At 62.4% G+C, this 20,532-nt stretch carries 20 protein-coding genes; 5 read left to right on the top strand and 15 right to left on the bottom strand.

Translation table 11 applies throughout. The annotated features are described in order from the left end of the window. Positions 1 to 7: 7 nt before the first annotated feature. The 7 genes from holA to QZ190_RS09200 all read right to left on the bottom strand — a co-directional run bounded on the left by holA (position 8) and on the right by QZ190_RS09200 (position 6,965). The gene (gene holA, locus QZ190_RS09230; protein WP_291915471.1) at positions 8 to 1,060 is read right to left on the bottom strand and encodes a DNA polymerase III subunit delta; all 1,053 of its coding nucleotides are present in this window, start codon (positions 1,058 to 1,060) and stop codon (positions 8 to 10) included. A gap of 8 nt (positions 1,061 to 1,068) precedes the next feature. Further along, positions 1,069 to 1,605: an LPS assembly lipoprotein LptE gene (gene lptE / locus QZ190_RS09225; protein WP_291915470.1), complete on the bottom strand. Its 537-nt coding sequence runs from the start codon at positions 1,603 to 1,605 to the stop codon at positions 1,069 to 1,071. 42 nt (positions 1,606 to 1,647) lie between these two features. Further along, positions 1,648 to 4,335, bottom strand: a complete 2,688-nt coding sequence (gene leuS, locus QZ190_RS09220) for a leucine--tRNA ligase (protein ID WP_291915469.1) — start codon at positions 4,333 to 4,335, stop codon at positions 1,648 to 1,650. A gap of 81 nt (positions 4,336 to 4,416) precedes the next feature. After that, on the bottom strand, positions 4,417 to 4,836 hold the full coding sequence (locus tag QZ190_RS09215; RefSeq protein WP_291915468.1) for a biopolymer transporter ExbD: 420 nt from the start codon (positions 4,834 to 4,836) through the stop codon (positions 4,417 to 4,419). Between the two features lie 6 nt (positions 4,837 to 4,842). Then, on the bottom strand, positions 4,843 to 5,487 hold the full coding sequence (locus QZ190_RS09210) for a MotA/TolQ/ExbB proton channel family protein (RefSeq protein WP_291915467.1): 645 nt from the start codon (positions 5,485 to 5,487) through the stop codon (positions 4,843 to 4,845). Between the two features lie 28 nt (positions 5,488 to 5,515). Then, complete coding sequence (gene dapB, locus QZ190_RS09205) at positions 5,516 to 6,331, bottom strand: 4-hydroxy-tetrahydrodipicolinate reductase (protein WP_291915466.1); 816 nt, start codon at positions 6,329 to 6,331, stop codon at positions 5,516 to 5,518. A 70-nt stretch (positions 6,332 to 6,401) separates the two neighbouring features. After that, positions 6,402 to 6,965 (bottom strand): outer membrane protein assembly factor BamE, encoded by a 564-nt coding sequence (locus QZ190_RS09200; protein WP_291915465.1) that lies wholly within the window; start codon positions 6,963 to 6,965, stop codon positions 6,402 to 6,404. Positions 6,966 to 7,050: 85 nt separating this feature from the next. Between QZ190_RS09200 and fur the strand changes: the two genes are divergently transcribed. After that, positions 7,051 to 7,482: a ferric iron uptake transcriptional regulator gene (gene fur, locus QZ190_RS09195; RefSeq protein WP_062406039.1), complete on the top strand. Its 432-nt coding sequence runs from the start codon at positions 7,051 to 7,053 to the stop codon at positions 7,480 to 7,482. Between the two features lie 19 nt (positions 7,483 to 7,501). Here the strand turns inward: fur and hprK are convergent, their stop codons facing one another. From hprK to QZ190_RS09175, 4 genes are all read right to left on the bottom strand, one after another. Further along, positions 7,502 to 8,443, bottom strand: coding sequence for an HPr(Ser) kinase/phosphatase (gene hprK / locus QZ190_RS09190; protein WP_291915464.1), 942 nt, complete (start codon positions 8,441 to 8,443; stop codon positions 7,502 to 7,504). 25 nt (positions 8,444 to 8,468) lie between these two features. Next, positions 8,469 to 8,936 carry a PTS sugar transporter subunit IIA gene (locus QZ190_RS09185; protein WP_108351589.1) on the bottom strand — a complete coding sequence of 156 codons (468 nt, stop codon included), beginning with the start codon at positions 8,934 to 8,936 and terminating at the stop codon, positions 8,469 to 8,471. Between the two features lie 144 nt (positions 8,937 to 9,080). Next, a complete protein-coding gene (raiA, locus tag QZ190_RS09180) occupies positions 9,081 to 9,410 on the bottom strand; it encodes a ribosome-associated translation inhibitor RaiA (RefSeq protein ID WP_108362105.1) in 330 nt (109 codons plus the stop codon). Positions 9,411 to 9,657: 247 nt separating this feature from the next. Next, positions 9,658 to 10,881 (bottom strand): MFS transporter, encoded by a 1,224-nt coding sequence (locus QZ190_RS09175; RefSeq protein WP_291915463.1) that lies wholly within the window; start codon positions 10,879 to 10,881, stop codon positions 9,658 to 9,660. 99 nt (positions 10,882 to 10,980) lie between these two features. On the opposite strand from QZ190_RS09175, the gene QZ190_RS09170 reads away from it, so the two are divergent. Further along, the gene (locus tag QZ190_RS09170; RefSeq protein ID WP_291915462.1) at positions 10,981 to 12,186 is read left to right on the top strand and encodes a patatin-like phospholipase family protein; all 1,206 of its coding nucleotides are present in this window, start codon (positions 10,981 to 10,983) and stop codon (positions 12,184 to 12,186) included. 156 nt (positions 12,187 to 12,342) lie between these two features. Then, positions 12,343 to 13,329 carry a magnesium/cobalt transporter CorA gene (corA, locus tag QZ190_RS09165; protein ID WP_291915461.1) on the top strand — a complete coding sequence of 329 codons (987 nt, stop codon included), beginning with the start codon at positions 12,343 to 12,345 and terminating at the stop codon, positions 13,327 to 13,329. A 9-nt stretch (positions 13,330 to 13,338) separates the two neighbouring features. Here the strand turns inward: corA and QZ190_RS09160 are convergent, their stop codons facing one another. The 4 genes from QZ190_RS09160 to QZ190_RS09145 all read right to left on the bottom strand — a co-directional run bounded on the left by QZ190_RS09160 (position 13,339) and on the right by QZ190_RS09145 (position 19,045). Next, positions 13,339 to 14,100 carry a 5'-methylthioadenosine/adenosylhomocysteine nucleosidase gene (locus tag QZ190_RS09160; protein ID WP_291915460.1) on the bottom strand — a complete coding sequence of 254 codons (762 nt, stop codon included), beginning with the start codon at positions 14,098 to 14,100 and terminating at the stop codon, positions 13,339 to 13,341. A 97-nt stretch (positions 14,101 to 14,197) separates the two neighbouring features. After that, the gene (locus QZ190_RS09155) at positions 14,198 to 15,880 is read right to left on the bottom strand and encodes a long-chain-fatty-acid--CoA ligase (protein ID WP_291915459.1); all 1,683 of its coding nucleotides are present in this window, start codon (positions 15,878 to 15,880) and stop codon (positions 14,198 to 14,200) included. Positions 15,881 to 16,007: 127 nt separating this feature from the next. After that, positions 16,008 to 17,426 (bottom strand): Re/Si-specific NAD(P)(+) transhydrogenase subunit beta, encoded by a 1,419-nt coding sequence (gene pntB, locus QZ190_RS09150; protein ID WP_291915458.1) that lies wholly within the window; start codon positions 17,424 to 17,426, stop codon positions 16,008 to 16,010. A 17-nt stretch (positions 17,427 to 17,443) separates the two neighbouring features. Beyond that, positions 17,444 to 19,045: a Re/Si-specific NAD(P)(+) transhydrogenase subunit alpha gene (locus tag QZ190_RS09145; RefSeq protein WP_291915457.1), complete on the bottom strand. Its 1,602-nt coding sequence runs from the start codon at positions 19,043 to 19,045 to the stop codon at positions 17,444 to 17,446. Positions 19,046 to 19,273: 228 nt separating this feature from the next. On the opposite strand from QZ190_RS09145, the gene QZ190_RS09140 reads away from it, so the two are divergent. Both QZ190_RS09140 and QZ190_RS09135 read left to right on the top strand, forming a co-directional pair. Next, positions 19,274 to 19,768: an NUDIX hydrolase gene (locus QZ190_RS09140; RefSeq protein ID WP_291915456.1), complete on the top strand. Its 495-nt coding sequence runs from the start codon at positions 19,274 to 19,276 to the stop codon at positions 19,766 to 19,768. Continuing rightward, a complete protein-coding gene (locus QZ190_RS09135; RefSeq protein WP_291915455.1) occupies positions 19,765 to 20,526 on the top strand; it encodes a sulfite exporter TauE/SafE family protein in 762 nt (253 codons plus the stop codon). Before QZ190_RS09140 ends, QZ190_RS09135 begins: the two co-directional genes overlap by 4 nt. Positions 20,527 to 20,532 lie beyond the last annotated feature (6 nt).

The raw sequence follows: 20,532 nt of genomic DNA, 5'->3' as shown, positions 1-20,532 counted from the left end.
CTGCCACTCAGCGCACGTTGCAAAAACGCGAAAATCGCACGGCCAGGCGTTGCAGCGCCTGCCAGGGGTCGGTGGGCCAATCGGGCACTTTCAAGCCTTTGACGATGCCGTCCACCTGGTGGGCCGCTTGCAGCAAGCCGTTCAGGCGGGCTTCGCTCATGCGGGGCAGCACGCGCTCGAACAAACGTTCACGCGGGCCCCAGACGCGCTGCTCGCGCAGCGCCATGGGCAGGGGCTTGCCAGCGGTCATGGCGTCTTTCACGCGCTTCATGGCGCGGATGTCTTCTGCGATGGTGTAGTGCACCAGCACCGCGGCCTCGCCCTCGGCCTGCAGGCCGTCGAGCATGCGCTGCACCCGGGCCACCTGGCCCGACAAGACCGATTCGGAGAGCTTGAACACGTCGTAGCGGGCCACATTCACCACGGCCGACTCGACCTGCGCCTGGCTGAGTTCGCCTGCTGGGTAGAGCAGCCCCAGCTTCTGGATTTCCTGGTGTGCGGCCAGCAAGTTGCCTTCCACACGGTCGGCAAAAAACTGCAGCGTGCGCTGCCCCTCTTCGCCTGCGGCCACGCTTTGGCCCTGCATTTGCAGGCGCTGGGCGATCCACTGGGGCAAGGCGTTTCGATCAACCGGATCGATCTGGATGGACACGCCACCGTTTTCGAGCGCGCCAAACCAGGCCCCTTTGCGGGTGGCCGCATCCAGGCGCGGCAGCAAGACCAAGGTCAAGGTGCTGTCGTTGCCTTGGGCCGAGGCCACCAATTGCTGAATGGCGGTGCTGCCTTCTTTTCCCGGTTTACCTGAAGGGATGCGCACTTCGACGATTTGCTTGTCGGCAAACAGGCTCAGCGAGCCGCCTGCGGCCAGCACCTCGCTCCAATCGAAATGGGCCCCGGAGACGGTGTGCACACTGCGCTCGGTGTAGCCCTGCGCGCGGGCGCTGGCGCGGATGGCGTCGGCCGCCTCTTGCTGCATCAGGGGCTCGTCGCCGTGCAGGATGTACAGGCTGCGCAGGCCTTTTTGCAGGTGCGCACCGAGCTGGGGCAGGGCCAGTTGCATGGCGCGGCTCAGGGTTTGGCCGTCGCCGCGGGCCGGGGCTTGACCGCCGACAGCCGCCGCATGATCTGCTGCACGATGTCGGTCTGCATGTCGCGGTACATGGTGGCTTGTTCGATTTCCTTGGACAGGGCTGCGGTTTCGGTGAAACTCAGGTCGCGTTGCTGGGACAGCTCGACCGGCTCGATCAGCACCTGGCCTTGGGGTGTGCGCAAACGAAAGCGCACGCGCAAGCGCAATTGCAGCTCGCGCACCTGGCCAGAAGCGTTCACACCCACCACCGCCTGCTGGCGCTCTTCGCTCAGAATGTCCAGCACCGCATCGGCGGTGGCCATTTGTGCGGGCTCGGTCAGCAGCGTGATGCGGCCTGTGCCCAGCAGGTTGCGGCGCAACTCGACGCCCAGAGGCGAGTTGGTCGAAAAATTGGCGAACAGCGTCTTGAAGGGGTAATCGCCCGCGCTGCGCAACTGAAAGCCGCAGGCCGACAAACCGGCCAGCATTGGGCCGGCACCGAGCAACAGGCCAAAACGGCGGCGTGAGGTGTTCATCACAGGGCGATCATCGGCGTGAGCGGACATCGGGCCGTGGGCTCACAGCACCACGTTGACCAGACGGCCAGGCACCACAATCACCTTTTTGGGCGCGGCACCTGCGGCCTGCTTGACAAGCGCTTCATGGGCCAAGGCAGCGGCTTCGATCTGGGCCTTGTCGGCGCTGGCGGGCACGAGGATGGACCCGCGCAGCTTGCCGTTGATTTGCAGCATCAGCTCGATCTGGTCTCGCTCCAGAGCCGACTCGTCCACGCTGGGCCAAGGCGCGTCGAGCAACTCGCCTGCCGCTTGGGCAAAACCCAGTTGCTGCCAGATTTCGTCGGTGATGTGCGGGCAAGCGGGGTAGAGCATGCGCATCAAAATCGAGACGCCTTCACACAGGGCGGCGGTGTCGCCCGGGCTGCCGTCGTGCTTGAAGTCTTCCAGCGCATTCAGCAGCTTCATGCAACCGGACACCACCGTGTTGTATTGCATGCGCTCGTAGTCGTAACCCACTTGCTTGAGCACCAGGTGCATCTCGCGGCGCAGTGCTTTGGCGGCATCCCCCAAAGCGGCCTGGCTCAGGTCCTGACCCGTGGCCGAGCGCAGCAGCTCGTGGTGCTTGAACGCGAAGTTCCACACGCGGCGCAAAAAGCGGTAGCTGCCTTCCACGGCCGAGTCGTTCCACTCCAGCGTGACTTCGGGTGGCGCGGTGAACATGGTGTACAGGCGCGCCGTGTCGGCGCCGTAGCGCTCGATCAGGTCCTGCGGGTCCACGCCATTGTTCTTGGACTTGGACATGGTGCCCACGCCCTCGTAATCTATTGGCGTGCCCACGGGCAAGCGGCCATCACCGCTGTCGGCTTCGTTCTTGAGCTTGGCGCCCACCACTTTGCCGGTCTCGTCGAGCACATGCTCCACGTCGTGCGGCCAGAAGTAATCCTTGCCGCCTTTGGCGGTGCGGCGCGAGTAGATGTGGTTGAGCACCATGCCCTGCGTGAGCAATTTGCTGAAGGGCTCGTCCACCTTGACCAAACCCAGGTCGCGCATGACCTTGGTCCAAAAGCGAGCGTACAAGAGGTGCAGGATCGCGTGCTCGATGCCGCCAATGTATTGATCCATCGGCATCCAGTAATCGGCACCATCGGCGACCATGGCTTGGTCATTCTTGGGATCGCAATAGCGCATGAAATACCAGGACGAATCCACGAAGGTGTCCATGGTGTCGGTCTCGCGGCGGGCCGCTTTGCCGCACACAGGGCAGGTCACGCCCGCATGGAAGCCTTCGTGCTTGTGCAGCGGGTTGCCCGAACCATCAGGGATGCAGTCTTGCGGCAGCACCACGGGCAGGTCTTTTTCAGGCACCGGCACCGCGCCATGCTCATCGCAATGGATGATCGGGATCGGCGTACCCCAGTAGCGCTGGCGGCTCACGCCCCAGTCGCGCAAACGCCAAGTGGTTTTCTTCTCGCCCAAGCCTTTGGCGGCGAGCAGCTCGGCAACCTTGGTGACGGCGGCTTTTTGGTTCAAGCCGTCGAGTTCGCCGGAGTTGATGCACACGCAGCTTTGCTTGTCGCCGTACCAATCTTGCCAAACCGTGGCATCAAAGGCCTGATCCTTGACCGACACCACCTGACGGATCGGCAACTGGTACTTGAGGGCAAACGCAAAGTCACGCTCGTCGTGTGCAGGCACACCCATCACCGCGCCGTCGCCGTAAGACATCAGCACGTAATTGCCCACCCAGACCTCGACCTGCGCGCCGGTCAAGGGATGCGTGACGAACAGGCCCGTGGCCATGCCCTTTTTCTCTTGCGTGGCCATTTCGGCCTCGGTCGTGCCGCCGGTTTTGCATTCTTCGAGGAAGGCCGCCAACGCGGGGTTCGATGCAGCAGCGTGCAGTGCCAGCGGATGTTCTGCAGCCACAGCACAAAAGGTCACACCCATGATGGTGTCGGCGCGGGTGGTGAAGACGTACATCTTGCCGTCGCCAATCAGCTGACCATCTGCACCTTTGATGTCATGGGTGAAGGCAAAGCGCACGCCTTCACTCTTGCCAATCCAGTTTTCCTGCATCAGGCGCACTTTGTCAGGCCAGCCGTTCAGCGTGGCTTTCTCATTGCCGATCTGCACATGGTCCAGCAGCTCTTGCGCGTAAGCGGTGATGTTCAAGTAGTAACCGGGGATCTCGCGCTTTTCAACCGGAGCGCCCGTGCGCCAGCCTTTGCCATCGATGACTTGCTCGTTGGCCAGCACGGTCTGGTCCACCGGGTCCCAGTTGACGACCTGGGTCTTGCGGTAGGCGATGCCTTTTTCCAGCATCTTCAAGAACAGCCACTGGTTCCACTTGTAATAGGTCGGGTCGCAGGTGGCGACTTCGCGTGACCAGTCGATGGCCAGGCCCATGGCCTGCATCTGCTTTTTCATGTACGCGATGTTTTCGTACGTCCATTTGGCCGGGGGCACACCATTCTTCAAAGCGGCGTTTTCGGCGGGCAGGCCAAACGCGTCCCAGCCCATGGGCATCAAGACGTTGAAGCCCTTCATGCGCAGGCTGCGCGTGAGCATGTCGTTGATGGTGTAGTTGCGCACATGGCCCATGTGCAGCTTGCCGCTGGGGTAAGGCAGCATGGAGCAGGCGTAGAACTTCTTTTTGCTGGCGTCTTCGGTGACGCGGTAGGCATCGCGGGCGGTCCAGCGGGACTGCGCAGCGGGTTCGACTTCGAGGTGGTTGTACTTGTCTTGCATAGGGCTAAATTGTAGGGGCTGGGCGGGCCCTGGCCTGGCGAAGGCGCGGCAAGGCCACAGCCGCTCGGACGGGGGGCGACTTCAGGGCGAAACCACCTCGGCCACAAAGCCGATTCGGCTCAAACCGGCTTTTTGGGCCAAGCCCATGGCTTCGACCACCCGGCCATAGGGCACAGAGGCATCGGCACGCAGCTCCAGCTCGGTCAGCGGGTTGCGGCGGGCAGCTTGGGTCAGTTGCTCGCGCAAGGCGTTTTCGGCCATCGGTTGGTCGTTCAGGAACCAGCGGCCTTGCGCATCGACCACCAGAACCACGGCCTGGGGGGCGGCACCCGATTCCCCGCCTTCGCTTTGGGGCAGGTCCAGGCGAATGGCGCTGGTCATCAGGGGGGCGGTCAGGATGAAGATGACCAGCAACACCAGCATCACGTCCACCAGGGGTGTGACGTTGATCTCGCTCATGGGCGCTTCGGCTGGGCGGCTGGGCAGGCGTCCAAAAGCCATGACCGCTCAGTCCCGGGGGCCGGCGAGCAAGGCGCGCAGATCGTGGGCAAAGCCTTCGAGCTCAGCCTCGATCTGGCCAATACGCCGCCCCAGCAGGTTGTAGCCCAGCACCGCCGGAATCGCCACCGCCAGACCGGCAGCGGTCATGACCAGGGCTTCGCCCACAGGCCCGGCAATTTGTTCGATGCGAATGGGGCCACCCTCGGCCATGCCACTCAAGGCATTAAAAATACCCCAAACCGTGCCCAGCAAACCAATAAAGGGCGATGTGGAGCCGGCCGTGGCCAGCAGCACCTGCCCCCATTGCAAGCGGCGCAGCACCGATTGCATGGCCTCGCGCAGCACACGGGTGAGTTGGTGGTGGCGCTGGCCCGCCGAGGCCAAAGTGCCGCCCAAGGGCAGCAAGGTGGCATCGAGCAAGGGCAGCACACAGGCTTCGCGGTCAAACTGGGCCACGCGCTGGCGGGCATCGTCAAAGCCCGCGGCTTGCCAAAAAGCGGCCACGCTGCGCGGCACGTCTTGCGTGACACGCGAGAGCAAACGCCATTTCCAGGCGATCACCACCCAGCTGCTCACCGACAAGGCCAGCAGCATGAGCGCCAGCACGCGGCTGACGACATCGCTGTGCAGCAGGAAGTCGTTCAGGCTCATGGGCGGCTTTCGGGTGGGGGGGGGCGCGTCAGCGCAGGTTCAGCACGTCGAACATGTCAAACAGGCCACGCGGCTGAGTGGCCAAAAAGCGCACGGCCCGCAAACTCCCTTGTGCATAGGTCGACCGGCTGGAAGATTTGTGCGTGACCTCGATGCGCTCGCCGATCCCTGCAAACAGCACCGTGTGGTCGCCCACAATGTCGCCGCCGCGAATGGTCGAAAAACCGATGGTGGACGGATCGCGCTCGCCAGTGTGGCCATAACGCTCGTACACGGCGCAGTCTTTCAAGTCGCGGCCAATCGCCTCGGCGATGACTTCACCCATCTTGAGGGCGGTGCCCGAGGGCGCGTCCACCTTGTGGCGGTGGTGGGCTTCGATGATCTCGATGTCGTAACCCGTGGACATGGCTTGCGCGGCCATTTGCAGCAATTTCAAGGTGACGTTGACGCCCACACTCATGTTCGGGGCCATGACGATGGCGATGTCCCGGGCGATCTCGGCGATCTCGGCTTTTTGCGCATCGGTGAAACCCGTGGTGCCAATGACCGCCTTGACGCCCAGTTCGCGGCAGACCTGGAGGTGGGCGAGCGTGCCTTCTGGGCGGGTGAAATCGATCAGGCAGGATGCGCCTTGCAGGCCTGCGCGCAAGTCGGCGGTGACGGTGGTGCCCGTCACTCGGCCCATCGCCGCTCCCGCGTCTTGCCCCAGCGCCGGGCTGGCCGCGATGTCCAGCGCACCCGCGAGGCGGCAGTCGTCGGTGGCCAAGATGGCTTCGATCAGCATGTGCCCCATGCGGCCGGATGCGCCGGCGACGGTGATGGGCAAGAAGTGGGATGAGGTCATGTCTTGAATGGGCAAAATGTTGAGGGCTCGGCCGTTGGGATCACGTCAGGAGACATCCAGCACGGGATGTTCAGCGGATGGCCGGCTCCAAAGGTGGGTAGCTGCGCGGCAAAGCCGCAGGCGCCGGGGCAGCTGAGGTCGATTCGGCGCGGGCCGCAGGGGTCGATGCCGGGGTGAATTTCTTCAATTCTTCTTCACTGGCTTGCAGGGGAGGCAGTTTGCCCACCGACTGGGGCCGCACCAGACGTCCGGCAAACTCCGACTCGCTGGGCAGAACGTCGCTGTCGACTTGTTCGAGCACATCGCCCTTGAAGTAAACCGTGAGCCTGAAGTTTTGCGCGGCCACGCCCTGACGCTGGATGCTGAAGGCGTAGTCCCAACGGTCAGCATGGAACAAACTGGCGATCAAGGGCGTGCCCAGGATTTCACGCACCTGGGCGCGTGCCATGCCGGGACGCAAGGCCTGGCGCTGCTCGTTCGAGACAAAATTGCCTTGCACCACCTCGGGCACAAAGGGCTTGAAAGTGTCGCGGCTCACGGAGCCGGACAAGTTGCCACAACCGGCCAGGCTCGCACCCAGCAAGAGGGCTGCCAGGCCTTGGGCGGTAAGACGAAAAGTCAGGGAAGCTGTCATGGTTGAGGGTGTGCCGATATGATCAGGTCATTGTAGCGGCAGCCTTGCCGCAGGACCGCCACTGGCGACCCCATCCTCACAGCCCATGAGCCAGATCGACGAACTGAAAAACAACGGCCTCAAAGCCACCTTGCCGCGCCTGAAAATCCTGGAGGTTTTCCAAAGCGGTTCGATGCGCCACATGACGGCCGAAGACGTGTTCCGTCATCTGCTCAAGGACAATGCCGACATCGGCCTGGCCACCGTTTACCGGGTGCTGACCCAGTTCGAGCAAGCGGGCATCCTCAGCCGCAACCACTTCGAAAGTGGCAAAGCAGTGTACGAACTCAACGAGGGCCAGCACCACGACCACATGGTGTGTCTGGACTGCGGCCGGGTGGAAGAGTTTTATGACGCAGAAATTGAATCACGCCAACAGGCTGTGGCTCAGGCCAAGGGTTTTGTGATCGCCGACCATGCCCTGAGTCTTTACGCGCACTGCACGCAAAAACCCTGCCCGCACCGCAACGCCCGCTGACAAAGCGCTTGCCCCGCCCTCAGCCCATGGCGCGGCGCTGACGCTCGATGAAATCCTGGTAAGTGTCGATGCCGCGCATCTGCAAGATGGTGTTGCGCACTGCCGCTTCCACCAACACCGCGATGTTGCGCCCGGCCATGACCTGGATCACCACTTTTTGCACCGGAATGCCCAGCACGTCTTGCCGCAAGGGCTCGGAGGGCAGGCGCTCGTAATCGCGCTCCAATGTTTCACGGCGCACCAGGTGCACGATGAGTTTGAGCCGCATCTTGCGGCGCACCGCCGTCTCGCCAAAGATGGCGCGGATGTCCAAAAGGCCAATGCCGCGCACTTCCAGCAGGTTTTGCAGCAAATCGGGGCAGCGCGCTTCGATGGTGGTCTGGTTGATGCGGTACAGGTCCACCGCGTCGTCGGCCACCAAGCCATTGCCACGCGAGATCAACTCCAGGCCCAGCTCGCTTTTGCCCAGACCCGATTCACCCGTGATCAGCACGCCCATGCCCAAAATGTCCATGAACACGCCGTGCATGGTGGTGCGGTCGGCAAAGTGTTTGGACAAATACGCACGCAGCACATCGATCACGAAGGCAGAGGACTGCTCGGTGGCAAACATCGGAATTTGCGCCCGCTCGCACATGGCCAGCAAGGCCTCGGGCGCGGTCTGGCCGTCGGCCAGCACCAGAACCGGCGGCTCCAGCGTCACGATGCGTGCAATGCGCCGCGAGCAGTCGTCCGGCGTGCCATTCGTGAGGTAAGCGACTTCGCGCGGCCCTAGAATCTGCACGCGGTAGGGATGGATGTAATTGAGGTAGCCCACCAGGTCAGCGCCAGAGCGGGCTTGGCGCACAGCGACCTCGTCAAAGCGCCTCTCGGAAGCGCCCAGCCCCGCTTGCCACTGCCACCTGAGTTGTTGGCGGTGGTCCTCAAAAAGGACATCGGCACTGATGACGGAGGGTTTCATCGCCTGCAGGCTGTGAAAAAGGGAGTCAGGCGGTTTGGGCCGATTGCCATTGGGCAATCAACTGGTGCAGACCCGCTTGGGCTGTGCTGCTTTTGATGCTTTCGCGCAAAGCGGTGTCGCTGAGCAGCTCGGCGATCTCGGACAGGATTTCCAGATGCTTTTGGGTCGCCGCTTCGGGCACCAGCAAAAAGATCAGCAAATTAACAGGCTGCTCGTCCGGCGCATCAAAACCAATGGGCTGGGCCAGCTGAAAGACGGCGGCCATCGGGGCTTTGAGGCCCTTGATGCGACCGTGCGGGATGGCCACACCGTGGCCCAAGCCCGTGGAGCCCAATCGCTCGCGAGCAAACAGGCTGTCGGTGACCAAGGCACGCGACAAGCCATGCAGATTCTCAAAGAGAAGTCCGGCTTCTTCGAATGCGCGTTTCTTGCTGGTGGCTTCCACCCCCACAAGAACTTGGGCAACAGGCAATATGGATGAGAGTCGGTTCATGGTCGAGGCCGGATTATGCACCCGATCCGCCAACAGGCTTTGTCCCTGGCCTGACCGGGTCGCGAGAAGTCGGGCCAGGGTGTGCGCCAAGGGCGCGAAAAAAAGGCCGCTTGCAGCGGCCTCGGCTGGACAGAAGTCGAGAGGTCACATCATGCGCTTGGGCGCACTGTGGTGGTGGTCGGTGATGCGGTCCTTGTGTTTGACCACCTGACGATCGAGTTTGTCCACCAGATCGTCCACCGCAGCGTACAGGTCTTCATGGGCGCTTTCGGCAAACAGGTCATTGCCTTTGACGTGGATGTTGCATTCGGCGCGTTGGCGCTTGTCTTTTTCCTTCTGCTTTTCGACGGTCAGCAGCACTTTCACATCGACCACCTGGTCAAAATGCCGGGTGATGCGATCAAGTTTCCCCGTGACGTACTGGCGCAAAGCCGGGGTCACTTCCAAATGGTGCCCGCTGATGGTTAAATTCATAATCGTCGCCTCCATAGATTCAGGGTAGGGAAAGCCCCGCCGGGGCGGGACTCTGAAACCACCTTTGAGGGATGGTTCAACCCCACTATGCGCGCCCCGAAATGGAAAAGCAATACGCCTAAAACTAAACCTGTAAAGTCCGCTGCTTTTGCCCCCAAAGCCCCATTTCGGTGCTATCGTCCGATTTGCAACAGGGTTATGACCCTGCTGTCTTGCCGCTCAGGACGCGCCCTGGCAACTGCCCCATCTAGCCCGCCACTTGAGCAGGCGCCCCATGCAGGCGCAAATGTCCGGCCAGCCAAACGCTGAGCAAGCTGGCCACCACCCCCAACAAGCCCGCCACCCAATACAAGGTGAGTTGCCCCTGCGCGTCGCGCCCGATGATGAGCCCCGCCACCAGTGCGGCCAGGCCCATGGAGGCCGACTGCACGGCCGAGTTCAGGGTCATGAAGGTGCCGCGCAAACGGGGCAGGGCCGCCGAAGAAATCATTGCCATGCCGGGAATCATGCGCCCACTCATGACGGTAAAAAACAGCGTCGATATCGCCAGCAAACCCCATAAGGGCAGGCCTTGCGAGAGGGTGGTGGCCATCAAGGGCACGGTCACCGCCAAAGCCAGGCGTTGGAACATCCGGACCTTGCCCACCCGGTCCGTCAGGCGGCCAAAATAGCGCGCAGTGAGCAAGGTGGCCACACCGCCACACAGGTAGATCCAGGGCACCTCAGAGGCTTGCATGCCCGCATTGGACTGCAGGTAAATGGTGATGTAAGGAATGACCGTGAAGGCTGCGAACATCATCAGGCCCGACACGGCAAACGCCTTGAGGTGGTTGGGCTCGGCCAGCACCTGGCCGATCCCGCGCCAAACACTCACCCGCTCGGGGTGGTGCAAGTGCGCGTCCAGCCGGGGCAAGGTTTGCCAGGCCCCCAGCGCCAGCAGGCCCACCAGCGCCGCGATGCCCACAAAAGGCGCATGCCAGTTGAAATGCGCTGCCAAAAACAGGCCCAGCGGCACGCCCGCCACGGTGGACACGGAAAACGAGGTCATCACCACACTCATGGCGCGGCCCCGGCGCTCAAAAGGAATCACATCGGCCACGATGGTCTGCGACAGGGCCGACAAGACCCCGCCAAACAAACCTGCGGCCACACGCGCCACCATCAACCACGCATAGTCGGGCGCCAAGGCGCAAGCCAAGGTGGCCAGCCCGAACAGGCTGTACATGGTGAGCAACAGCTGCTTGCGACTGAAACGGTCAATGTAGGTGGCCGCCATCAAACCCGAAAAGCCCGCCGACAAGGTGTAAGCCGAGACCAACAGCCCAAACTGGGCGTTGCTGATGCCGAACAGGGCCGTGAACTGCGGCCCCAGCGGCATCATGATCATGAAATCGAGGATGTGGGTGAACTGGATGCCGGCCAGCGTAAGGAGCAGCCAGCGCTCGCGCCGTGGGGTCAAATGTGGGGTCATGGAACAATGCCGTTGAATTGTTTGAATCTACCACCCACGGCCTTTGCAGCCTTTGTTCACGCTCACATGCCCATTGACCCCTTGACGCCCACCCCGCCAATGTCACGCCTTGCACCGCTCGGTTCGCCGCATCCACACCCCGTGCTGGGGCTGGTTCTGATGGGCGGCGGCGCACGCACCGCCTACCAAGCAGGCGCGCTGCAGGCGATTGGCCAACTGCTGAGCCGCACAGCGGGGCCCGCGCAAGCTTTTCCTTTTCAGGTGCTGGCAGGCACCTCGGCCGGGGCCTTGAACGCCACTTTTCTGGCCAGCAAGGCCATGGAGGGCCTGGCCGGGCTGAACGATCTGGCGCATTTTTGGACCCACATCCGCACCGAAGCGGTTTACCGCCTGCCCCAAACCCCACTGGACAAGTTCAGCCGTTGGGCCACTGCAGTGGGTTTGCTGCGCTCAGCCCGCGCCCATGCCGCCGCGATGGACAGCTTGGCCTTGGTCAACACCTTGCACCAGGCGATTGCCCTCGAGAAGATCGACACCGCCCTGCAAAGCGGCGTGCTGCAGGCGCTGGCCGTCACCGCATCGAGTTATTCCAGTGGCATTCATTGGACGTTTTGCCAAACCCGCGACGGCCAGCCGATCCCCTGGAGCCGCCCGGGCCGCCGCGCCGAGCAGCAGCCCATCACCATCGAGCACCTGATGGCGTCGAGCGCCATCCCCTTCATTTTCCCGTCCACCCCTTTGTGGGTCGACGGCGGCATGGAGTTTTTCGGAGACGGCTCGATGCGCCAGATCTCGCCCTTGTCCTCGGCCGTGCACCTTGGAGCGGACCGGATCTTGGCCATCGGGGTGAGCCAACCCCAGAGGGCCAGCCTGGCGGCACCCACCCGCGCTGCGGGACGCCCCTCGCTGGGCACGATCGCTGGCCACGCCATGGCCAGCGTGTTCCACGACACGCTGGAGGCCGATGTCGAGCAGATCACCCGCATCAACCAGGCCCTGGACAGCCTGCCCGAGGCGGTGCGCGCGGACCTGCCCTTGCGCCCGGTTCGGGTGCTGACCCTGCAGCCCAGTGCCTCGCTCGACGCCTTGGCGCAAGAGCACGCCCACACCCTGCCCCGGCCCATCCTTCGGGTGCTGGAAGGCTTGGGCGCCCTGCGCGGCAGTGGCGCGGCCCTCGCCAGTTACTTGCTGTTCGAGCCGGATTTCATCGCGGCGCTGATGGCTTTGGGTCAAGCAGATGTGCAGGCCCGCGCCGACGAAATCCTGTCTTTTCTGGCCCCCGCACAGGCACATCCGGTGCGATAATCCGCCGATTCATTCTGGAGACACATTGCCGTGGAAACTACCCCGAGTCGGTAGCTTTCGAACGCGCTGAGCACCCTGCCCATCGTTCGAAAGCTGCAGAAAACCCCTTCGCCGCCCCTTTGAACTTTTGGCACCTGGCCATTTTTCGGATTCGCCATGCTCAACATCTTCACACTCGCCAATGGCCGCCTCTTCCAGGAAGAGATCGAGTCACTGGAAGAACTTTCCCGCTTTCAGCCTATCTGGGTTGACCTGGAGTCGCCCACGCTCGAAGAAAAACGCTGGATCAAGCAGTACTTCGGCCTGTCCATCCCGGAAGACGCGATGGACGAGGACATCGAGGAATCGGCCCGTTTTTACGAAGAAGACAACGGCGAACTGCACATCCGCTCTGACTTTTTGATCGCCGACGAAGACGAGCCGCGCACGGTGCGCTGCGCCTTCATCCTGAACCAGCACAACGCCGAGCTGAAAAGCCAGGGCGTGCTGTTTTCCATCCACGACGAAGACGTGCCCGTGTTTCGCTTGCTGCGCATGCGCGCGCGCCGAGCCCCGGGCCTGATCGAAGACGCCAAAGATGTGCTGCTCAAGCTCTTTGACGCTGACGCCGAATACTCGGCGGACACACTCGAAGGCATTTACGACCAACTGGAAACGGCGGGCAAAAAAGTGTTGTCGGGTGATGTGACCGACGCCCTGGCCGGTGAGGTGCTGGGCGCGATTGCCCGCCAGGAAGACCTGAACGGCCGCATTCGCCGCAACGTGATGGACACGCGCCGCGCCGTGAGCTTCATGATGCGCTCCAAGATGCTCAACGCCGAACAATTCGAAGAAGCCCGCCAGATCTTGCGTGATATTGACTCGCTCGACTCCCACACGGCTTTTTTGTTCGACAAGATCAACTTCCTGATGGACGCCACCGTGGGTTTCATCAACATCAACCAGAACAAGATCATCAAGATCTTCTCGGTGGCCAGCGTGGCCTTGCTGCCGCCCACCTTGATCGCCAGCCTGTACGGCATGAACTTTCAGTACATGCCCGAGCTGTCGCAAAAATGGGGCTATCCGTACGCCCTGGCGCTGATGGCCGCCAGCGCCGTGGTGCCCATGTGGTACTTCCGCCGCCGGGGCTGGCTCAAATAAGGCACAGCTTCAGTCCGGCGCGCGCTGGCTCAGCCACTGCGACAGAATCGCCAGGCTGTAACGGCTGGCCACCTCGCGGATGAAGCGCCGAAAGTCGGTGTGCGCCGTGTCATCTGCCCGGTCCGAGATGGTGCGCACCGCCGCAAAGGGCACGCCATAGTCGTGGCAGACCTGCGCCACCGCCGCACCCTCCATCTCCACCGCCAAGGCCTCGGGCAGCGCTTGGCGCAGCGCATGGCTTTCGGCAGAGGTGGAGACAAAACGGTCGCCACTGATGACCAGGCCCTGGTGCACCCGGGGTGCACTCAATTGAAACTCGGCCAAGGTGCCGGCGCCCAGGTGCAGCGCGGCATCGGCCAGCACCTGCCCACTGGCCGCCCTGAGCTGCGCCAAAAGCGCAGGGTGAGCGTCAAACCGGGCCAGCCCATACAAGGGCACTTCGTAGCGGGGGAACAGCGGCGAGACATCCAGGTCGTGCTGCACAAAGCCATCGGCCACCACCACATCGCCCACCCGCACCCCAGAGCCCAGACCGCCCGCCACACCCGTGAAAACCAAGTTGTTGACTCCAAAGCGCTCCAGCAGCACCGTGGCCGTGGTGGCCGCAGCCACTTTGCCAATGCGCGAGAGCACCGCCACCACCGAGTGGCCTTGCCAGTGGCCCACCCAAAAGTCGCGTCCTGCCACCTGCACGCGCTGCTCGTCAGGCATCGCCGCCAACACGGCGGCCAGTTCTTCGTGCATGGCACTCATGATGCCGATCACTGCCATGGATCACCCCTCTGATGTGCTGCAAAAAAGAAAACGGCCACCTTGGAACAGGTGGCCGCAGGCCCGCGTTCGGGGCTTCAGCCCCGCAGCTTTGCGATCAGGCCTTGGCGCGCAATTCACGTCGCAAAATTTTACCCACCGGCGTCTTGGGCAATTCGTCGCGGAACTCGATCACGCGGGGCTGCTTGTACGCGGTCATGTTCTCGCGGCAGTAGGCGATGATCTGCGCCTCGGTCAGTGCCGGATCTTTGCGCACCACCACCAGTTTGACGGTCTCGCCGGTTTTCTCGTCGGGCACCCCAATGGCGGCGCACTCCAAAACACCCGGGCAAGCCGAGGCGACTTCTTCGACCTCGTTGGGGTAGACGTTGAAACCGCTGACCAGGATCATGTCCTTCTTGCGGTCCACGATCTTGAAATAGCCTCGCGCATCCACGATGCCGACATCGCCCGACTTGAAGTAGCCGTCGGCGGTCATGACCTTGGCGGTTTCGTCCGGACGCTGCCAGTAACCGGCCATCACTTGCGGGCCTTTGATGGCAATCTCGCCAGGTGTACCGGGGGTGGTCACCTCTTGGCCATCGTCGTCCAGCAGTTTCATCCAGGTGCCAGGAAGCGGCACGCCAATCGTGCCGGTGAACTCGGTGCTGGTGGTTGGGTTGCAACTGGCCGACGGGCTGGTTTCGGACAAGCCATAACCTTCGCAAATCGGGCAGCCTGTTTTCTCCAGCCAGAGCTTGGCCACGTTGGGGGTCACGGCCGTGCCGCCGCCCAAAGACACTTTCAAATTCGACCAGTTGACGGTGCCGAAATCCGGGTGATTGGCCAGCCCGTTGAACAAGGTGTTCACCGCAGGGAAGCTGTGGAATGTGTGCTTGGACAACTCCTTGAGCACCGCAGGCAAGTCACGCGGATTGGGGATCAGGATGGTCTTGCCCCCCATGCGCAGGCCCAGCATCATGTTCACCGTGAAGGCGAAGATGTGGTACAGCGGCAATGCGCACACATTGGTGGGCTGCTCGCCAGCCGGAATGCGCTTCATGACGGGCTCGTTCCAGGCCTCGGACTGAAGCACGTTGGCAATCACGTTGCGGTGCAGGAGCACCGCGCCCTTGGACACGCCGGTGGTGCCGCCCGTGTACTGCAGCACCGCGATGTCATCGGCCGACAGCTCGGGCTTGCGAAAAGCTTGCTGACGCCCATTGGAGAGGGCATCGTTGTAACGGATGGCCTTGGGCAAATGGAAGGCGGGCACCATCTTCTTGACGTTGCGCACCACGTAGTTAACCAAGTTGCCCTTGAGCAGGCCCAAGCGGTCGCCCATGGCGGCCAACACCACATGCTGCACCGGGGTTTGCGCGATGCACTTTTCCAGCGTGGCCGCAAAGTTCTCGATGATCACGATGGCCTTGGCGCCCGAATCCTTGAGCTGGTGCTCCAGTTCACGGGCGGTGTACAGCGGGTTGACGTTGACCACCACCAAACCCGCACGCAACACAGCGGCCACCGCCACCGGGTACTGCGGCACATTGGGCATCATGATGGCCACGCGGTCACCCTTGCTCAAACCCAATGATTGGAGGTATGCCGCCATGGCCAAACTGTCCTGGTCGGTTTGGGCAAAGCTGAATTCCTTGCCCATGAAGCTGTAGGCAGCGCGTTCTGAATACTTGGAAAAACTGTCTTCCAGCAAACCCACCAAAGAGCTGTATGCGGCGGGATTGATGTCGGCCGGGACGCCTTCGGGGTAACTCTTGAGCCAAATGGGATTCACGTTCATGTGGGGTTCTCCTGCGAATCAGTCTACCGTAAATCTGACACCTGACTGACGCTAAAAACCTCGGGTTTACGCGAAAAAAAAGGGGCGAAAAAGGCTCGCCCCTTGTGTCCAAAAATGAGTTGAGTTCTTAAGCCTTCAAAGCCATCAACACCTCATCGAGCATCTTTTTCGCATCGCCAAACAACATGCGGTTGTTCTCTTTGTAAAACAGCGGGTTGTCCACCCCTGCGTAGCCGCTGGCCATGGAGCGCTTCATCACAATGCTGGTGCGGGCCTTCCAGACTTCGAGCACCGGCATGCCGGCAATCGGGCTGGTCGGGTCGTCTTGCGCGGCCGGGTTCACGATGTCGTTGGCACCAATGACGATGGCCACATCGGTGTCCGGGAAATCGTCGTTGAGTTCGTCCATCTCGAACACGATGTCGTAAGGCACTTTGGCCTCGGCCAGCAAGACGTTCATGTGGCCCGGCATGCGGCCCGCTACGGGGTGGATGCCAAAGCGCACGTTCACACCTTTGTCTCGCAGTGTCTTGGTGATTTCAAACACCGTGTGCTGGGCTTGCGCCACGGCCATGCCGTAGCCCGGCACGATGATCACGTTCTTGGCGTCGCGCAACATTTCGGCGGTCTCGGCGGCCAAGATGGGGCTGACTTCACCTTGCGGCTCGGCCGCTTCGCCCGTGGGCTTGGGCGCTGCGGCCGTGGTGCCAAAGCCACCGGCGATCACGCTGATGAAGCTGCGGTTCATGGCATTGCACATGATGTAAGACAAAATCGCGCCGCTCGAGCCCACCAATGCGCCGATCACGATCAGCAAGTCATTGGAGAGCATGAAGCCGGTGGCCGCTGCGGCCCAGCCGGAGTAGCTGTTGAGCATGGACACCACCACTGGCATGTCGGCGCCACCAATGGCCATGACCATGTGGATACCGAACAGCAAGGCGATGGCGGTCATGATGAACAAGGGCAGCATGCCCTCTTCCACCGTCTGGGCGTTCATGAACTCACGACCGAAGTAAATCACCGCGATCAAACCCACCAGGTTCAGCCAGTGGCGAGCGGGCAGCAACAAAGGACTGCCGCCGATGCGGCCGGACAACTTGCCAAATGCCGCGACCGAACCCGAGAAAGTCACCGCGCCGATGAAGATGCCGATGTAAATTTCACCCGCGTGGATGGCGTGCGCCGCACCTTCCAAATTCTTGGAGGCTTCTGGATCCACATAAGTGGCGTAACCCACCAGCGCTGCGGCCATGCCAACCATGCTGTGCATGAGCGCCACGAGTTCGGGCATTTGCGTCATCTGCACTTTGCGCGCAGCGTACAGACCAATGAGCGCGCCCACCAGCACGGAGCCCACGATCATGGGAATGCCTTCGGCAGTGACTTGCGGGCCAAAGATGGTGGCCAGCACGGCCAAGCTCATGCCGATCATGCCGTAGAGGTTGCCGCGCCGTGCGGTTTCCTGGTTGGACAAACCACCCAGGCTGAGGATGAATAGGATGGTTGCGCCGATGTAGGCGACCGTGGCCAGACTTGCAGACATTCAGGGTCTCCTTCTTCTTATTTGCGAAACATGGCCAGCATGCGCTGGGTGACGGCAAAGCCGCCAAACATGTTGATGGCTGTCAGCACCAGCGCCAAAGCGGCCAGGATGCCGATCAGCGTGTTGGGACGCCCGGCCGCAGCCAGAGGCGAGATCTGCACCAGCGCGCCGATGGCGATGATGGAGCTGATCGCGTTGGTCACGCTCATGAGCGGTGTGTGCAAAGCGGGCTTGACGTTCCAGACCACCATGTAGCCCACAAAGCAGGCCAACACAAACACCGTGAAGTGCGACAGGAAGGCCGCTGGCGCATACGCGCCCACCAGCACCAGCAGCACAGCGGCGACGGCCGAAACGATCAGCAACTGGCCCACCGGCATGGGGCCCGACGGCTCGCCGTGGCCGTGGCCTTTTTTGGCGGCAGGCGCGGCAGCGGGCTTGGGCGCGGGCTTGGGGGCGGCCACCAGAGGTGGGGCAGGCCAGGTGATTTCACCGTTTTTGATGACCGTCAGGCCCCGGATCGCGTCATCTTCCATGTTGACGTTGATCACGCCGTCCTTGGTCTTGCACAGCTCTTCGGTCAAGCGGAACAAGTTGGTGCCGTACAGTGTGGACGACTGACGCGCCATGCGCGAAGCCAGGTCGGTATAGCCCACAATCGTCACACCGTGCTTGACGACGGCTTTGCCGGGCTCGGTCAGTTCGCAGTTGCCGCCTTGCTCGGCGGCCATGTCCACGATCACGCTGCCGGGCTTCATGCTTTGCACCATCTCGGCGGTGATCAGCTTGGGCGCGGGTTTGCCGGGGATCAGCGCAGTGGTGATGATGATGTCGCACTCTTTGGCCTGCTTGGCGTACATCTCGCGCTGCGCGGCCTGGAAGCCTTCGCTCATGACCTTGGCGTAACCGCCGCCGCCCGAGCCTTCTTCTTCGTAATCCACTTTGACGAATTCACCGCCGAGCGACACGACCTGGTCGGCCACTTCAGCGCGGGTGTCGTTGGCGCGCACGATGGCGCCCAGGCTGGCGGCCGCGCCAATGGCGGCGAGACCTGCCACACCGGCGCCAGCAATGAACACTTTGGCAGGAGGGACTTTGCCCGCGGCCGTGATCTGGCCGTTGAAGAAGCGACCAAACGCATTGGCCGACTCGACCACAGCGCGGTAACCGCTCACACCCGCCATCGAGGTCAGCGCGTCCATCTTCTGGGCGCGGCTGAGCGTGCGAGGCAGTGCGTCAATCGACAGCGCCGTGACTTTTTTGGCCGCCAGCTGCTGCATCAAATCGGGGTTTTGGGCGGGCCACAAAAAGCCAATCAAGGTCTGGCCTTCGTGCATCAGCGCCACTTCGTCGGGTGTGGGGGCACGCACTTTAAAGACAATGTCGCTGCCGCTCCACAATGCCGCCGCATTCGGCGCAATCGTGGCACCGGCTTCGACATAGGCAGCATCCGACAGGTCGGCGAGCTCGCCCGCGCCCTGCTCCACCACCACGGCAAAGCCGAGTTTGACCAGCTTGGTCACCGCATCGGGGACCGTGGCCACCCGTTTTTCACCAGGGAAAATTTCCCGGGGTACGCCAATGCGCTGGGGCTTGGGGGCGTTGTCGCCTGTTTGCATGAATGTCTCCTCACTCAATCCACAAAAAAAATACGGCCAATTCGAAAGCTTAACCGAAGTCAATCTATTCAAGTCCAAAGCAAGTCCTTTGCGAACTTGTGCGGGACAGCAGAGTCTAAATATCAGTCGATGCTGATGTTTTGGCCCAACTGAACCCGAAGGCACCTTTTTGGTGCCTCCATGCAGCGGCAAAGCGCTTTGGCCCGTCGGGACACCGATAATCCTGTCATGGACACACGCTGGAAACCCAATGTCACCGTGGCCGCCATCATCGAGCGTGATGGCCGCTACCTGTTGATCGAAGAGCACACCCAAGAAGGTTTGCGCCTGAACAACCCGGCAGGTCACCTGGACCCGGGCGAATCGCCCGCACAAGCCTGCGCCCGCGAAGCGCTGGAAGAAACCGCCCAGCCCTTCACGCCCACTGCCTTGGTGGGCATTTACCTCTCACGCTTTCAGCGCCCGGCAACCGGCGAAGACATCACCTATGTGCGCATGGCTTTTTGCGGCGACATCGGCGAGCTGCAGCCCCATCTGAGCCTGGACGAGGGCATCGTGCGCACCCTCTGGATGACCCCCGAAGAAGTGCGCGCCAGCGCCGAGCGCCACCGCAGCCCCCTGGTTTTGCGCTGCATTGAAGACCACCTGGCCGGGCAACGCTTCCCGTTGGCGGTGATCCACACCGACCCGGCCGTGGCCGATTTGCCCCCCCTGTCAGCATGAGTCCCGATCTGCCCACCGAAGCCCTGTGGCTGCTCACAGGCGCGGCCGCTTTCGCCGCGGGCGTGCTCAATGCGATCGCCGGAGGCGGTAGTTTTCTCACCTTTCCCGCCCTGGTTTTTGCCGGTGTGCCGCCCTTGGCGGCCAATGCCACCAGCGCCATGGCCGTCAGCCCGGGTTACCTGGGCAGTGTGCTGGGGTTTCGCTCGGAGCTGCAAACCCTGCCCCGCGCCCTGCTGCAGCGCGAAGTGGCGATTGCCGCAACAGGCGGCTTGATCGGCGCAGGCCTGCTGCTAATCACCCCGGCGCGGGTGTTCTCAGGCCTCGTGCCCTGGTTGCTGCTGCTGGCCACGGCGCTCTTTGCGGCCGGCCCCTGGCTCGCCCGGCGCAATTCGGGGCAAGGCCACCCCACTTGGCGACTGCCGGGCCTGATGGGTGTGGCCATTTATGGCGGCTACTTCAACGGCGGCTTGGGCATTTTGCTGATGGCGCTGTACACCTTGACGGGTGAGAGCCGGCTCAACACCGTCAACGCCCTGAAAAACCTCAACTCCTTTGTGCTGTCTTTGCTGTCGGTGGCCGCCTTTGCGGTGGCCGGAGCCATCGTCTGGCCGCAGGCCCTTTGGATGATGGCGCTGGCCACGGCGGGCGGCTGGACCGGTGCCCGCCTGGCCAAACGCCTGCCCGTGCGCTGGGTGCGCTGGCTGGTGATCGGCACCGGCTTGGTGATGAGCGTGGTGTTTTTTGCGCGTACGGGCTGAGCGCGC

Origin of the sequence: Limnohabitans sp. (assembly GCF_017848645.1) — a bacterium.
In the GTDB taxonomy this organism is placed as follows: Bacteria; Pseudomonadota; Gammaproteobacteria; order Burkholderiales; family Burkholderiaceae_C; genus Limnohabitans_A.
Note: the sequence above shows the minus strand (reverse complement) of the source record. Positions and strands in the feature narration are given on the sequence as shown.

Excerpts from the sequence above, each read along its gene's own strand:
- hprK (WP_291915464.1), bottom strand. The coding sequence starts at position 8,443 with ATGAAACCCTCCGTCATCAGTGCCGATGTCCTTTTTGAGGACCACCGC.
- corA (WP_291915461.1), top strand. The coding sequence starts at position 12,343 with ATGCTCAACATCTTCACACTCGCCAATGGCCGCCTCTTCCAGGAAGAG.
- QZ190_RS09140 (WP_291915456.1), top strand. The coding sequence starts at position 19,274 with ATGGACACACGCTGGAAACCCAATGTCACCGTGGCCGCCATCATCGAG.
- QZ190_RS09145 (WP_291915457.1), bottom strand. The coding sequence starts at position 19,045 with ATGCAAACAGGCGACAACGCCCCCAAGCCCCAGCGCATTGGCGTACCC.
- raiA (WP_108362105.1), bottom strand. The coding sequence starts at position 9,410 with ATGAATTTAACCATCAGCGGGCACCATTTGGAAGTGACCCCGGCTTTG.
- lptE (WP_291915470.1), bottom strand. The coding sequence starts at position 1,605 with ATGAACACCTCACGCCGCCGTTTTGGCCTGTTGCTCGGTGCCGGCCCA.
- leuS (WP_291915469.1), bottom strand. The coding sequence starts at position 4,335 with ATGCAAGACAAGTACAACCACCTCGAAGTCGAACCCGCTGCGCAGTCC.
- holA (WP_291915471.1), bottom strand. The coding sequence starts at position 1,060 with ATGCAACTGGCCCTGCCCCAGCTCGGTGCGCACCTGCAAAAAGGCCTG.
- QZ190_RS09155 (WP_291915459.1), bottom strand. The coding sequence starts at position 15,880 with ATGAACGTGAATCCCATTTGGCTCAAGAGTTACCCCGAAGGCGTCCCG.
- dapB (WP_291915466.1), bottom strand. The coding sequence starts at position 6,331 with ATGACCTCATCCCACTTCTTGCCCATCACCGTCGCCGGCGCATCCGGC.
- QZ190_RS09170 (WP_291915462.1), top strand. The coding sequence starts at position 10,981 with ATGTCACGCCTTGCACCGCTCGGTTCGCCGCATCCACACCCCGTGCTG.
- pntB (WP_291915458.1), bottom strand. The coding sequence starts at position 17,426 with ATGTCTGCAAGTCTGGCCACGGTCGCCTACATCGGCGCAACCATCCTA.
- QZ190_RS09135 (WP_291915455.1), top strand. The coding sequence starts at position 19,765 with ATGAGTCCCGATCTGCCCACCGAAGCCCTGTGGCTGCTCACAGGCGCG.
- QZ190_RS09210 (WP_291915467.1), bottom strand. The coding sequence starts at position 5,487 with ATGAGCCTGAACGACTTCCTGCTGCACAGCGATGTCGTCAGCCGCGTG.
- QZ190_RS09175 (WP_291915463.1), bottom strand. The coding sequence starts at position 10,881 with ATGACCCCACATTTGACCCCACGGCGCGAGCGCTGGCTGCTCCTTACG.
- fur (WP_062406039.1), top strand. The coding sequence starts at position 7,051 with ATGAGCCAGATCGACGAACTGAAAAACAACGGCCTCAAAGCCACCTTG.
- QZ190_RS09160 (WP_291915460.1), bottom strand. The coding sequence starts at position 14,100 with ATGGCAGTGATCGGCATCATGAGTGCCATGCACGAAGAACTGGCCGCC.
- QZ190_RS09215 (WP_291915468.1), bottom strand. The coding sequence starts at position 4,836 with ATGGCTTTTGGACGCCTGCCCAGCCGCCCAGCCGAAGCGCCCATGAGC.
- QZ190_RS09200 (WP_291915465.1), bottom strand. The coding sequence starts at position 6,965 with ATGACAGCTTCCCTGACTTTTCGTCTTACCGCCCAAGGCCTGGCAGCC.
- QZ190_RS09185 (WP_108351589.1), bottom strand. The coding sequence starts at position 8,936 with ATGAACCGACTCTCATCCATATTGCCTGTTGCCCAAGTTCTTGTGGGG.